Consider the following 14,187-nt stretch of genomic DNA (forward strand, 5'->3'; position numbering starts at 1 on the left):
GGCGCATGCTCCGTCTTCGAAACCGTACGAAAACGACACCGAACAAGTCTCGGGTCGTTACCCGGCGAAAGCCTAACCGTGCACGATCATTCACGATTCCGCAGAGAGGCCGAGAGTATGGTCCGAAAGTCGACTGTGCCGACACCGCTCGACGCCGCCACGTCGGTCCGCATGCGCCGCCAGCCCCGCACGTCCACCAAGCCCGAACTGGCACTCCGCCGTGAGCTGCACCGGCGGGGGCTGAGGTTCAGGGTCAACCACCCGGACCTGCCCGGGCGGCCTGACGTGGCCTTCAGCCGTGCCAAGATCGCCGTCTTCGTCGACGGTTGCTTCTGGCACCGCTGTCCGCAGCACGGAACCGTTCCCCGCAACAACCGCGAGTGGTGGCAGGCCAAGCTCGACCGCAACGTCGCCCGCGACCGAGCCAAGGACGCCGCTCTCGCCGAGCTTGGCTGGGTCGTGCTGCACGTGTGGGAACACGAAGCCATCGACGCTGCCGCCGACCTGGTCCAGGCCGAGTGGCGACGCCGGGTGACGACTATCGGGCGGTGACCGAGGTACGCAGGAAGCCGTCCCTTCCGAACAGCACGCCGCGATCAAGGAACCGGTTGAAGAATCGGCACGACGGCTCACCGAGGTGTACGCAGGCGGTGCATGCGCCGCTGCCGATGCTGCAGCCCGGGTCCAGCGGGCACCGGTGCTCGGCGTCGACGAACGCGGTCAGCAGATCGTCGAGATTGGACTCGAAGACCGCTTGCATTCCGCCGAGCACGAAGTCGCCCCGGGCGGCCGCGTACACGAAGAAGCCGAGGTGCTCGGGCACCAGGTACTCGCTGACGGCGTCGCGCTCGATGCCAGCAAAGACCGCCGTCTGCCGGATGAACCGGTGTGCGTACGTGTGGATCAGCTTGAGGACGTCGGAGCCGACGGACTCCACCTTGGGATCGTCGCGCTTGGTGGGAATCACTGCCGACTCCAGGATCGCCACCCGCGCCGCGAGCGCGTCGGTCGGCTCGGAGGTCCAGCCGGGCAGTCGGTAACCTCGGCCGGACAACCATGTCGCCACACGTACCGGGTCGAGGCGGATCAGGAAGGCCTCGGTCTCCGCCAGGTTGCCGTAAAGCCGATAGCCGCTGCGCTTGCGCCGAAACGGCACCAGCCGACACTTCGACGGATCGTCGTCACCTCGGGTGTAGCCGTACATGGCGTTGAGCACCGGGAACCTGTCGACCAGGTCGAGCCCGTCGATGCCGGCACGGCGCAGGGCCGGAGGATAGGCCTCCCGGTAGCGCCGCTCGAGTGGGTCGTGCGGCTCGGGCGCGCGCAGGGCTGTCGTCGGTGTCCGGCTCTCCGCCAGGGCCATCGCGATGTCGACGGCCACCCGCTCGGCCACTTCGCGGCGCGCTGTCGACAGCCGGTCGACCGGGTGGTCCCCGGCTACGGCCAGCTGACCGCCCGCCTCGGCCAGGTCCGCCATCTGTTCGGCGATGTCGGGAGCCATGCCGTTGGAGATCAACTGTTCGACAAGGTCCTTGCGGGTCTGCTTCGCCGCCACGTCGGCAGGGCGGCCTGCGGTCAGGCCTTCGACCACCCAGACGAGGGCCTTTCGGGAGCCGCCGGCGAGCTTCAGGCTCTCCCGGTGTTCCGGACGCGGCGGGTTGATCAGCACCATGCCGCGCGGCACGTAGACCATGCGGGCCTTGTGCACGTTCCATCGCACGTTGCCGTCGCCGCACGCACACTTGCGCCCGTGGCCGAGCCCCTGCCCCTGCATAGTTTCCGTGCGGCAGGTCGGGCACACGAACTTGATGTCGGCCGCCTTGGCGCTCTTCGGGATGACCACCTGCACGTCGTCGTGCTGGGGGCAGCGCCTGATCCAGGGCTCGGTGATGGCTCCGCACTCGTGCACGCCGACGAAGTGCAACTGCCCCCAGGCCCGTTTGCCGCACTTGCATCGGGCGTCCTCGGACTTCCCGATGCGCTTGCAGGCGCGGCACAGCCAGACTCGCGGGTATCGCTCGACCGTGACGCCGCGGCGTTCGTCGAGTTCGACCACCTCCACCGGCACCTTGCGCAGCAAGTCGCCGGCCATGCCGCTGTCCTTGTCGTTGGCGCTCCACACGGCAATCTCGTTCAGCAGGCTCCAGCGAACCAGCTCGGAGTCGACGTCGATCGGGCTCGGTGCCGACCACTCGTCGACCCGGTAGATGTCACCGCGCAGGTCGACCGTCTGCGCTGGCAGGAAGGTCCGCAGGATCTGGCTGCCGCTGCGGGATCCCAGGATCGTCATCTCGTCCGCCTTCAGTCGTGGATCGGGGCTTGGGCCTCGACGTCGCGCAGGCTCGTCATCGGGGACGGACTGCCGATCTCGCCGATGAACCTGGCCTTGCTGGCGGGGTCCTCGAGGTCGGCGAACCACTCCCGGACCCATTCGACGATCTGCTGCTGGTGCAGGGAGTCCTCCGGTCCGTCGAACCCGAGGACGGTCGCCACCGACGCCGCTTCGTCGGCCGGAGTGAGTCCGGCGTCGCGGGCGTACTGTCGGAGCTTCGCCGGTGTGCTCAGCCGTTGCTTGCTGGCCGGCTCCTTGAGCATCAGGACCCGCGCCGCCACGACGCCGGGCATCGTGAGGGCCAACACGCGCCGGCTGCGGCGGGTGATCGGAATGGCGTCGACGAACCGGTCGCCCTGGCTCACGTACTTGTCGAAGTGGCGGAACGTCTGGGCGTCGCGCTCACGGCCGATCTTGTGCAGGACGTACACCAGGCCGGGGTAACGACGACCGACGCGGGCCGTGGTCTGGATGAACTCGGCCGTGGTCAGCGGCAGGCCAAGGATGACCATCGTGTTGAGCCGGTTGACGTCGACACCGTGGGAGAGCATCGAGCTGGCGGCGATCACGTGGATGCGGTCCTCGAATGCCTCCTCCGGCTTCTCCAACCGCTCCAAGATGTTCCGGACCTCGTCGAAGTCGGTCTGACCGGTCAGCTGCTCGACGTTGATGCCGTCGACGGTGTTGTTGCTGCCGAGGCTCCGGCCGGCTGCCTCCACGTCGTAGAGAGTCGAGCCGTAGACGACGTCGGTGCCGTAGATGCTCAGCAGCTTCTCCGCGTGCACCGGATCGATCCCGGCTTCCGCACACACGGTCGTCGGATCGTCAAGCAGCTCCCGGACGCATCGCTGCAGGGCGTCCAAGGTCCGGTCGCTGACGTGCTCCATCGTGACACCACGCGGCGCGACAGCGACGAAACGCCGTAGTTTGGCGGCCTCCGGAGCGGTCCAGAAGGACTCGCCGGCGCGGGGCCCCGGCTGCGGAAAGACGCGTCCCTTGCGTCGGTACAGGATCTTGATCTGGTGGTCGTACCCGGTCAGGGTCGCGCTACTGGCAACGATCTTGGCGCGGGTGCCGCACAGTTTGTCCTGCAGGTGGTCCAACAGACTTTCGTAGTGCGAGTCGACTGCGCCCAGGCTGTCGCGTAGCAGGTGCAGCTCGTCCTGCAGACGAAGTGACGGACCGAAGCGCTCCGCCGCCATGGGTAGCGAGTTGAGGGTGCCCTGGCAGTCGGGAACGAGGCAGCCGTTGGGGGACTTCGACCGGGTGGAATAGGTGAAGCCGTGCCACTCTTCGGAGCAGAGCTTCTGCGGCGGACCGATGAGACCCCGCATGGCCTGCTGCAAACCGATCGACGCCGCCTTGTCGAGCGTGCCGACGACCACAGTCGGCAGGAAGCGGAACACCTCCTGGTCGACGACGTAGACCGGCAGCGGCCCCCGCTGCCAGGGGCACGCATGGTTGGTGCAGTGGTGCTCCAGCTTCCATCGCTTGCGGTCGAACTTCATGGTCAACCGTTCGTCACGGCAGAACGGGCAGTGCAGCAGCACCCGGTACTTCTCCGGCATGCCCGGGCTGTCCGGCCCGGTCTCGTCGTTCTCCGGCTTGGGAACGATCTTGTTCGGGGTGCCGGCCTGACCGACGAGGAAGCCGAGGCTGAACGGAGCGCTGCGCCGGAGATCCTCCTGCTGCCGGCGGACCAGTTCCGCACCGGCGAGCGCATCGGCGAAACGCTGTGTCTGCTGCAGGCTCAGCAAACGCAGCGGGAAGCGCGACCACGCGGTCACCCCCGTACGCTTTCCCGTCAGCCGGTCGAAGAACGCCGTGGTCAGCAGCAGGCCCAGATACGTCTCGGTCTTGCCGCCGCCCGTGGCGAACCAGACGGTGTCGACGTGATCGGCTTCCTCCGCCGGCTCGGCGAGGAACCGGATGGCGGAGAGCAGGAACCCCACCTGGAACGCCCGCCACGTCTGGTAGCCACGTCCCTTGGCGCTCAGCCCGATCGCCTCGTTCATGAGCTGGAACGAACGTCGGATCTCCGGACGCGTCCGGACCAGCTCCAGGCCGGCACGCAGCCGAGCGAGCTCGTCGAACACGTCAGCGGCCGACCGGTCTGCTTCGGCACGCATCGCGTCCGTCCAGCCGTCGGCCAGGTGGCGTCCGTCCAGGGCGGCCGTAGACCAGTGCTTCTGGTCGTACTCGTCGAGCGCGTCCACGAGGTCGGTGAGGACCGGGATCGGGTCGGCGGCCAGGCGAGCGAACGAAAGATCAGGCTGGGGACGGGGGCTGTTCCAGTACTCCGGCCGGAAGGTCTGCACACCGACGGTGTCGGTGGTGCGGAACACCCCGGGGGCCACCACCTCGACGCCCACGTTGATGCCGTAGGCCGGCACCCGCCGGTCGTAGCGGAAACTGTCCGGCAGGGCCTCCAGCTCGAACGGCACCGTGCCGAGCCCTGTCACCTCCAACTGCGTCTCGTAGAGGTGGGGGTCGGTCAGGCCTGGGGCCTTCTCCGGGCTGGTGTTCACCAACTGCACCACCAGTTCGGGACGGCGGTGCCAGTCCTCGACCTCGACGCGTACCTCGGCGCTCAATCCGGGTTCCCCCACCGCTGCGAAAGCGTCCTGCAACTGCTTGGCACCGAAGGTCCCGCCGGCCCGGTCGACCACGAGCGGAACCTTCTCCTCGACCAGACCGGTCCGCCACCACCGGCGCTCGGGATCGGGACCGTCCTTCGGATCCTTCACCCACGCCCGAGCCCGTACCGTCACCGTCGCCGACCACGGTGGCGCCTCGTCCGGACGGAACCGGATACCGATCGCGCACGGGTCCAGGCGCTCCGATCGGTCGTCGCCCGCGCCCTTGCGGACCTCGTCCTCGCAGGCCAACCGGCCGAGCCAGAACGTTCCGGAGGGTGCCACCTCCAACCGCTCCAAGCCGTCACCCCGGCCGGCCGCCACCACCCGACCGTCCAGCCAGGTGACGAACCGGTCGCACGCCTCCGTCAACGGCTGGCCCTTGCCGTAGCTCGTCACGCCTTCTCCTCGTCACCGTTCCGCGACATCTCGGTCAGAGGGGCATCGGTCACGTACGCCCGCAGCGCCGCAGCGGCTCTGTGCTCCCGAAGCGTCTTCAACGCCTTCACCTGGATCTGTCGGATCCGTTCGCGGGTGACACCGTAGTCGACTCCGATGTCGTCGAGGGTCTCCTGCTCGTCGGTGCCGAGGCCGAACCGTCGTCGGAGCACGCTCACGGCTCGCTCGGGAAGTACCTTCTGGAGAGTGCGCTCGACGTCCGCGTGGAACATCGCGTGGCAGACGATCTCCGCCGGGTCGGTGCGGCCGTCGCGCTCCTGTTCGGTGACGAGAATGTCCGACCGTCGCAGGTCACCCTCGTCACCGAGTAGATCGTCGAGACTGACCTGTGGACGCCGATGATCCAACACGGCCTGCACCTTGCCGGCATCCAGTCCCGTCTCCTCGGCAAGTTCCGACAGCGTGGGCGCCCGATCGAGCCGAGCCGTGAGTCTGCGGACGGCCTTGTCGACCTTCCGCATCTGCTCGACGAAGTGGACGGGTAGACGGACCGTCCGGCCAAGGTTGGCGATGGCGCGTTCGATGTGCTGCCTTATCCACCACGTCGCATAGGTAGAGAACTTGTACCCCTTCGAGCCGTCAAAGAGATGGGCGGCGTGCATCAGACCCAGGTTGCCCTCCTGGATCCGGTCGGTGAACTCGAGACCTCTGCCGTCGTACTGCTTGGCCTTCGCGATCGACACCACGAGCCGCAGGTTCGCACACACCAGCTCGGCGTGCGCGTCACGGCCTTCTTGGGCCCGCTGGCGCAAGGAGCGCCGTTCCGTGCGCGACAGCTCGTTCCAGTCGGCCTCGAGCGTGCTCTGTGCCGCCTTGCCCTGCTTCATCAGCGACCACAGCTCCACCTCCCGTCCGGCGCCGATCAACCGGTACCGGCCGATAGCCTTCAGGTACTGACGAATCGTGTCCCCGTGATGCTCGTAGCCCTTGTCAGCGGACCGGGCCGGGCCCGTGTCACGGGAGGAGGGCAGCCCGACCCCGGCGCCGTCCAACAGACACAGCAGATCGCCGTGCTGGCTGACGGACAGAGCCCGTCGTGTCACGAGCATGGCGACGTCGGCGTGCGTCAGCTTCCCACCGGTGCGTGACCAGTCACCGAGCAGATCCTCGAAGGCCCTGTCCACCGCCTCGTCCGATGCCGGAGAGGCCGGTAGGTCGGGTGGCTCACCGAACATCCAGTCCGGGCCGTCGTCTGTTGACTCCTCCTCGGGTGACCGAGAGGCGTCTGCCTTGGAGGCAGGCGAGGATCCGTGGGATGCAGCGGGCGCAGCGTAGTCATCGGACACTACCGAACGGTCGGTTTCGGGCGAAGCAGACGCAGGGACTTCACGACGGGTGGGCGATGCGACCGAGGAGTTCGAAGGGCGCTGCCGAGGCAGCATCACCAGCAGGGCGTCGACGTCTCTGTGGGTGAGGCGGTGACGGACGGCGAAGTCCGCCACCAAGGACTGGGCTCGGTCCTTGTCGTGGCGCTCGATGATCCCCCGCAGCTCGTCGACCAGGACTGGAGAGAGCCTGCTGGACGGTGGCGCCGGAGACCGCGTGGCTGCTGCCATGGGCCCTCCCTCCTCCACGAGGATCCGAGCATAAAGTCGGAGTGCGACAGAAGCGGACGAGTCGAACAAATGTTCTAGTCGTCGTGATGCGTCGCCCTACTTCGGTTTCGAGAAGTTACGAACGTCGTCGCGAACGTGTGCCAGCCTTCCTACCAGTCATCCAGTGCTCGGAATGCCTCGATGTCGGGTAGCAGTCCATGATCCAACCGTCCGTCGCCGAACCGGGGCCGAAGGTTCGACCGTCGACGCCGGTCGGCGTTGACGCCAGTCGACCCACTACAGTCCTGGCATGGCCCCGCGCACCGTCCAGATCTCCGCAGTCGACCTCTTCTGCGGAGTGGGGGGCCTCTCGTACGGGTTGAAAGAGGCGGGCATCGGCATCGCCGCAGGCGTCGACATCGATCCGGCGTGCGAGTACCCCTACCAGGCCAACGTGCGTGCGCCCTTCCACAAGAAGGACGTGCGCGACCTCGGAGCCGAAGAGCTGTCGGCCATGTGGCCGAAAGGGGCGATCCGCGTATTGGCTGGCTGCGCTCCCTGTCAGCCGTTCTCCTCGTACCGTCGCGGCACCGACACCTCCCGAGAGGCCCAATGGCCGCTGATCGACGAGGTCAGCCGCCTCGTCGAGGGCACGATGCCCGAGGTCGTCACCATGGAGAACGTTCCTCGCATCGGCAGCACTCCGATCTTCAAGGCGTTCGTTGCCAAGCTCGAGGAACTTGGTTATCGGGTGCAGTACGAATCCTGTCACTGCCCGGCCTACGGAGTTCCTCAACATAGACGGCGCATGGTCCTCGTCGCCTCACTCCTCGGCGAGATCCGTGTACCCAAGGGCAAAGTCGGGACAGACGACTATCTCACCGTCGAACAAGCGATTCGCCAGCTTCCTCCCCTCGCGCACGGTGAGACCGACCAGGGTGACCGCCTCCACAAGAGCCGCACTCTGACGGACGTCAACCTCGAGCGGATCAGAAGCTCGAAGCCGGGTGGCACCTGGGAGGACTGGCGGGAAGAGCTCCGGGCACCCTGTCACCGCAAGTCCTCCGGCTCCACGTTCCGCAACGTCTACGCTCGGATGACGTGGGACGAACCCTCACCCACCATCACGACGTTGTCCTACAACTATGGAGCCGGTCGGTTCGGCCACCCTGAACAGGACCGGGCAATCTCCCTTCGCGAAGCCGCGATCCTCCAGAGTTTCCCGCGTGACTACGAGTTCGTGGCGCCTGAAAAGCCAGTGCACTTCGCTTCGCTGGGAAGACTCATCGGCAACGCCGTACCTCCGAAGCTCGCCCAAGCAGTAGGCGAAGCGATCGTGCAGCATGTGAGGTCCGTGGACGCACCCGTCAAGCGAACTCATCGGCGAGTTGTGGATCCACGTACCTCTGCCAAGTTTCCCGGCCGGGTGCCGTCGCCCTCCGCGACCGTGTGACGAGGTAGGCCAGCCGAAACAGGGAACCCCGTCATCCTCGTCCAGTTGCTTGATGGATCGCCGTCGCGTCGGCTCGAGCGAGTACGAGGCATCGCGTAGTCACGGTGATCAAAAGGGTGGGCAGGGCGAGCGAGTATTTCGGTCACCCGAGTGAGCCTACCAACGAGCGCCGCTGGGCCGGGCCCAGCGGCGCTTGTGTGCGGCTCATCGGCTGCGCATCCAGAGTCTCAGGGCCGGCCCGGCGACGAGGTGAGGAACGCCGCTATCGCCAGCAGGAGGAGCACGGTGCCGGTGAAGCTGGCGGCTCCGGTCAAGATCCCGTCGACCGGATCTTTCGAGCTCATCCCTGTCAACAGCCCGGCGGCCGCGCCCACCATGAGGCTGAAGATGATGATCACCGCGAGCCAGAGGGGGCGCGTCGGAGGAGTCATTGCCGATCCGTCCTTTCGTGGCCTCCGGCTGTTCCCGGGTGCTTGTGGGGCACCGGGGCACGTCAGCGCCTGTCGATGGCGAACGGCGTGCGGCGGAGAGGGGAAGCTGTGAGGGTAGAGTAGCGGAAGTTCTAACACGGTTCAAAAATTCGAGGAGGCGAGTCTCACGTGTCGACCGTGGAGCTATCCACCCCTTTGCGCCGGCTCGTGCGGCTTGTCGAAGAGGACCTACGCGCAACCCGGGTCAGCGAAGCCTCGGACGCGCAGGTCGACCATGCAGCGGTCGCGTGGGCGCTGAGCACCCTGTTTGTGCGGTTCGCGGAGGACAACCGCCTGATCGATGGACCGTTGCCACCTGCGATGCCGGGCCAGCATCTGCCTTGGCTCCTCTCCCGGTTCGAGGCCTTCGCTGCGGTCGATCCGGGAACTGGACTGTTCGAGCGCGGGCAGAACGTGCTCTTCGACCTGCCGATCTCGGAACAGATGGCCAGCCAACTGGTCGCCTTCTGGAACCGCACCGACGCGGCCGGAGGCAAGGCGCACGACCTAGCCGTCGCTGACCTGAATACCCGCTTCCTCGGCGACCTCTACCAAGTCATCGATGAGAGTGCCAGCAAGCAGTACGCCCTGCTGCAGACGCCTGCCTTCATCACCGAGTTCATCTTGGATCTCACGCTTGAACCTGCCATCCAGGAGCGTGGGCATGAGGCCCTCCGCCTGATGGATCCGGTCTGCGGGTCGGGGCATTTTGTCCTGGAGGCATTCACGCGGCTGTTTTCCGCCTGGCGACGGGCCGCCCCCACGGTTGCTGTCGAGGATCTGGTCGGTCGTGCGCTGCGGTCCGTGCACGGGGTGGACCTTAACCCTTTCGCTGTGGCTATCACCCGCTTCCGCCTGCTCATGGCTGCGGTGCGCGCGTGTGGCGCCACGAGGCTCAGCGAGGTTGCCGGGTTCGACTGGCGGTTCTCGGTAGCCGTCGCCGATTCGCTGGTCGAGGACCCCTTCGGCGGCGACTACGACGTGGTGGTGGCCAATCCGCCCTACACCACCGTCCGGGACAAGATCATCGACGAGGTCTACCGCGCCCGGTACGACGCCTGCGTCGGCAGGTACGCCCTCACGATCCCCTTCTCGCAGAGGCTCTTCCAGTTGGCGCGGCCCGGTGGACATATCGGTCAGCTGACGTCCAACTCGTTCATGAAGCGCGAGTTCGGTCGAAGGCTCGTCGAGGAGTTCTTCGGGCACCGGGTCGCGCTCACGCACATCATCGACACTTCGGGCGCGTTCATTCCAGGCCACGGCACACCCACTGTCATATTGATCGGACGCAACGAGCCGCCTCGTGACACGGCGCTGGTGCTCACCGTGTCCGGTCTGCGTGGCGAGCCGGCCGTCCCCTCCGAGCCCGCTCAGGCGCCGGTCTGGCGATCGTTGCTGCGACAGACGGCCCATCCTGGTCACGCCGACACGTGGTCGGCGTCTCGCTACGTCAGCCGAGAACAACTCCGTTCGTTTCCGCTGAGGATTGCTACAAGCGAGGCGGACGAGGTCCTTGCGCAGATCGCCGGTGCGCCACGTCGGCTGAACGACTATGTGGTGCGGATCGGATACTTCGCCAACACGGGATCGGATGACATCTTCACCGCGGCACGTCACACCTTCGCGACGCTGGGAATTCCTGCTGATGACGCCCTCGTGGGCGTGATCTCCGGCTCCGAGGTCCGGGACTGGAACGCCCGGGCCGACCGCTACGCCTTCTGCCCGTACGATTCATCGGGCAACATCATCTCGATCGAGCAACATCCCGCGCATTTACGACGGCTGTGGCCGTACAGTCTGGTGCTGCAGAACCGCCCGTCCGGTTTCGAGGGATCTCCCGAAAACAGCGGAAGACCCTGGTACGGCTGGCATCAATTCGTTGGTCGGAGGGGCACGCACGACCGGCTGATCACGTATTCCTGGATCGCCACCCACAATCATTTCGCCTCCCTGCACAGGGATGAGGTGCCACTGCAATCCGCGCCGATCATCGAGCTTCCCCCCGACGCGCCGGCACAGCGTCGCACCGACCTGACCGCGTGGCTCAACAGTTCTTCGGTCTGCTTCTGGTTGAAGCAGGGCAGCAACAGCAAGGGAAAGCCGGGCCTCGACCAGACCGGCACCGGCGAACACTGGGACGCCTTCTACGAGATCGCCGCCACCCGGCTGCGTGAGCTCCCATTGCCCGAGAAGCTGCACACGACGTATGCCGATGAGTTGGACCGGCTCGCCCGGGAGCTGTCTGAGGCCGCCCCCGCGGCAGTCCTCAGCCACCGGTCTCCGAGCCGCGAAGGCTTCTCCACGGCTCGCTCCCGTTGGGAAGCTATCCGCGCCCGTATGGTGGCCCTGCAGGAGGAGCTGGACTGGGAGGTCTACCTCCGGTATGGCGTATCCGAGGACGAGGGCCTGCTAGCCGCTGTCTCCGCCGTTCCGCCACTGAGCTTCGGCCAGCGAGCCTTCGAGATCGCCATGGCCCGACAGTTGGGCGCCGGCGAGCTGGACACTGCTTGGTTTGCGCGGCACGGCGGCCTTCCAACCACCGATCTGCCCGCGCACTGGCCGGCGCCCTACCGTGAGGTGGTCAAGCGGCGCATCAATGCGATAAAGCAGGACAGGCGGTTACGGACTCTGGAACAGCCGGAGTTCAAACGCCGGTGGGCCTCCCCGGGCTGGGACGTCATGGTGGCTGACGCCCTGCGAACCTGGTTGCTCGACAGGTGCGAGACGGCCGAGTTCTGGTACGACGACGCAGACGGCGCAAGGTGGGCGCGACCGCTAACGATCACGAAGCTCGCCGAGCTGCTGGGCGAGGACCCAGCGGTCATCGAGGCCGCTGAGCTGTACGCACCGGGCCAACCGCTGGTCGACGTCGTGAGGGGTCTGTTCGCAGACGAGGTCGTTCCGTATCTCTCCGCCCTACGTTATCGAGATTCAGGCATCGCGAAGCGCGCTGAGTGGGAGGAGACGTGGCGGCTGCAGCGGGAACAGGACCTGGATCCTCCCGCGCCGGTCTCGCTGCCTCCGAAATACAGCAGCGCAGATTTCCTTAAGGCGAGCTATTGGCGACACCGCGGCAAGTACGACGTGCCTGGCGAAAGGTTCGTGTCCTATGCGCGCTCGGGAGGCGCGATCAAGGGCGCCATGGTGGGGTGGGCCGGCTGGCCCGTCGAGGACCAGGCGATGGTGTTGTCCGACCTCGCGTCAGCCGCGCTGACTCGCGATGACGCTGTTCCGCTGCTCGCCGGTCTGCTCGAGTTACTGCCGTGGGTGAAGCAATGGTGTAGCGACCAGCAGTACCGGAGCCACCGCACGCTGCTTGACGACTTGATGGTCCGGTGGGTTGCCACGGAGGAGGAGCTACGCGGTTGGCGTCCCCCGAAGTCGAAGCGCGGGCGTCCCCGCAAGCACGGCTAAGCGATGTGGTGGGGGCCGGGTCGCGTTCGGCGTCGCGGGCGTTTGCTATGACTCGTGCATCCTCAGCCGGACGGCTCTCCAGTTAGGACTGGGCTTGGGTATTCTGCGCGGGTGTCCGAGATCACAGGCTTCGAACAGGTCCCCTCTCACCTGTGGCAATACGCGCAGCACCAGGATTTCCTGGCCGACGCGGCCCGGGAGACAAAGCGCTTCCTCACGGAGCTGGCGCTGGACGCCAGTATTGACGTCCACCTCGTGGAGGCACGTCCTAAGACTCTGGCCTCATACATGGTGAAGTCGGAGAAGGCGAAGGACGACGGCACACCGAAGTACACCGACCCCGCCGCGCAGATTCATGACTGCGTAGCTGCCCGCGTGATCGTCTACACCACCCGGGCGCGCAACGATCTGGCAGACCTCATCGTGAGCCGCTGCGAGTTCCGGGAACGGCAGAATCCTGGCGACACTAAGCATAACGGTTACGACAGCGAGCACATCGTCATCTCCGGCATCAAGGATCCCGACGTGCACTGGCGCTTCGGGGCCCTCGTGAAGTTCCTCGGCAAGTACCAGGGCCTGGAGATCCAAGTGCGCAGCGTGGCGGGTCACGCGTGGGCGGAGTACGAGCACGACATTCGCTACAAGTCCGGCGCATACCAGGAGCTGACGCCCGAGGACAAGGGGCGGGTGGACCAGTACTTCGTAGAGGCTGGTGGCATGCGCCGGTACATGGACGAGATCTTTGACAGGATCGAGGAGCTGCTCCGGCCGCAAGACGTCGGCGACGCAGCCCCGGTAGACGAGCCCGTGATCGGGGTGGAGCCGTCGCCGGAACCGCTCGACCCGACTCCCCTGGACGTAGATACTTTGAGCGAGCTGATCGCCGAACGCTTCCCGAGGGACGAGCCGGGAGACCTGCCGTCGCTCGTTGTGCTCGTCGAGCAGCTAGCCGCGCTGGGCGTCACCACGATCGGCCAGCTGGAAGCGGCGCTTTCTAATCTCGATGAGGGCCAGGTTGCCCGGCTGATGGACTACCCGACCGATACCACCCGGGTCCGGCGGTTGGACGATGAGCTGCTTGCCGTCTTCCTCGACCGCTACGTCGAGGCCGCCGAGGAGACCGACCGGCGGCAACTCCTGCGCCTGCGGCTCCGCCGGGTGCGTGGCCGATTCGCAATCTACTCTTTGGAAGCGCCAGACGGAACGCAGCGGCCCGTTGCCGCCGCGCGAGCCGTGCGTGACCTAGTGAAGCTCGTCGCGGAGCGCGAGGGCACCGCGGCGACGACGATTAGGGGCGCCGTCGGCACGAACCAAAGCGACGTGACCCCGGGATGGTTTCCCAAGAAGGTCGAGACCTCCGCTGGCCCCGTGTACGTCGCAACGAACCTGTCCCGCTCCTACGCTGAGACCCTGATGTGCGAGTTGGTATCGCGGATTCCCGGCTCAGGCGTGCGGGTCAAGCGGGCCGGCGACCTCCTCTTTGAGGCGCCTCCAGAGAATTCGGTGGCGGACTCAGCTTGAGTCCCTCCGCCTCATTACCGCCCCCGATCCGCTCGAGTCCGACGATAGTCCCGCGGGCGCTCAATCGCAGCTGCCGTTGGCGCGCAACGGGCGCATCGGTGGGTGCTCGGCCTCCGTGGACCAGCCGCTACCCGGATGGACGAGTGGGATAGGGTTACGGCGGAGCTTGGCCGCAATCGCGAGTAGACGGACTACTGCGACGCCATTGGACGCAACGACTCGACCAAGATTATGCTCTTAATCCGCGGGTTCGGGGTTCGAGTCCCTGGCGGCGCACCAGCGATATCCAGGGGGCATGGCTAATCAGCCATGCCCCCTGGATCATGTCTGGGCTCCTCCGCGTCGCCTCGCCACCCCAGCGACCTCG

Annotated in this window: 8 protein-coding genes; 4 read left to right on the plus strand and 4 right to left on the minus strand. The window is 66.4% G+C overall.

Annotated elements, in window-relative coordinates:
- Nucleotides 1–135 precede the first annotated feature (135 nt).
- A complete protein-coding gene (locus ACGFIE_RS13605; protein WP_393294261.1) occupies nucleotides 136–552 on the plus strand; it encodes a very short patch repair endonuclease in 417 nt (138 codons plus the stop codon).
- On the opposite strand, the gene ACGFIE_RS13610 is transcribed toward ACGFIE_RS13605, so the two are convergent.
- Genes ACGFIE_RS13610 through ACGFIE_RS13620 form a run of 3 tightly spaced genes read right to left on the minus strand, consistent with a single transcriptional unit; the run spans nucleotide 539 to nucleotide 6,983 of the window.
- Entirely contained in the window at nucleotides 539–2,290 is a 1,752-nt protein-coding gene (locus ACGFIE_RS13610; RefSeq protein ID WP_393294263.1) for a hypothetical protein, read from the minus strand. The genes ACGFIE_RS13605 and ACGFIE_RS13610 overlap by 14 nt on opposite strands.
- A gap of 11 nt (nucleotides 2,291–2,301) precedes the next feature.
- On the minus strand, nucleotides 2,302–5,367 hold the full coding sequence (locus tag ACGFIE_RS13615) for a helicase-related protein (RefSeq protein ID WP_393294265.1): 3,066 nt from the start codon (nucleotides 5,365–5,367) through the stop codon (nucleotides 2,302–2,304).
- Nucleotides 5,364–6,983 carry an RNA polymerase sigma factor RpoD/SigA gene (locus ACGFIE_RS13620; RefSeq protein ID WP_393294267.1) on the minus strand — a complete coding sequence of 540 codons (1,620 nt, stop codon included), beginning with the start codon at nucleotides 6,981–6,983 and terminating at the stop codon, nucleotides 5,364–5,366. Before ACGFIE_RS13620 ends, ACGFIE_RS13615 begins: the two co-directional genes overlap by 4 nt.
- 289 nt (nucleotides 6,984–7,272) lie before the next feature.
- Here ACGFIE_RS13620 and ACGFIE_RS13625 point away from each other — a divergent pair, with 289 nt between their 5' ends.
- Nucleotides 7,273–8,415, plus strand: a complete 1,143-nt coding sequence (locus ACGFIE_RS13625) for a DNA cytosine methyltransferase (protein WP_393294268.1) — start codon at nucleotides 7,273–7,275, stop codon at nucleotides 8,413–8,415.
- 227 nt (nucleotides 8,416–8,642) lie between these two features.
- Here the strand turns inward: ACGFIE_RS13625 and ACGFIE_RS13630 are convergent, their stop codons facing one another.
- Nucleotides 8,643–8,846 (minus strand): hypothetical protein, encoded by a 204-nt coding sequence (locus ACGFIE_RS13630; RefSeq protein WP_281601966.1) that lies wholly within the window; start codon nucleotides 8,844–8,846, stop codon nucleotides 8,643–8,645.
- A gap of 168 nt (nucleotides 8,847–9,014) precedes the next feature.
- Between ACGFIE_RS13630 and pglX the strand changes: the two genes are divergently transcribed.
- Both pglX and ACGFIE_RS13640 read left to right on the plus strand, forming a co-directional pair.
- Nucleotides 9,015–12,299, plus strand: a complete 3,285-nt coding sequence (gene pglX, locus ACGFIE_RS13635) for a BREX-2 system adenine-specific DNA-methyltransferase PglX (protein ID WP_393294270.1) — start codon at nucleotides 9,015–9,017, stop codon at nucleotides 12,297–12,299.
- Nucleotides 12,300–12,410: 111 nt separating this feature from the next.
- Nucleotides 12,411–13,820: a hypothetical protein gene (locus ACGFIE_RS13640; RefSeq protein ID WP_393294272.1), complete on the plus strand. Its 1,410-nt coding sequence runs from the start codon at nucleotides 12,411–12,413 to the stop codon at nucleotides 13,818–13,820.
- Nucleotides 13,821–14,187: the final 367 nt, after the last annotated feature.

Origin of the sequence: Micromonospora sp. NPDC049275 (assembly GCF_043197115.1) — a bacterium.
Classification (GTDB): domain Bacteria; phylum Actinomycetota; class Actinomycetes; order Mycobacteriales; family Micromonosporaceae; genus Micromonospora.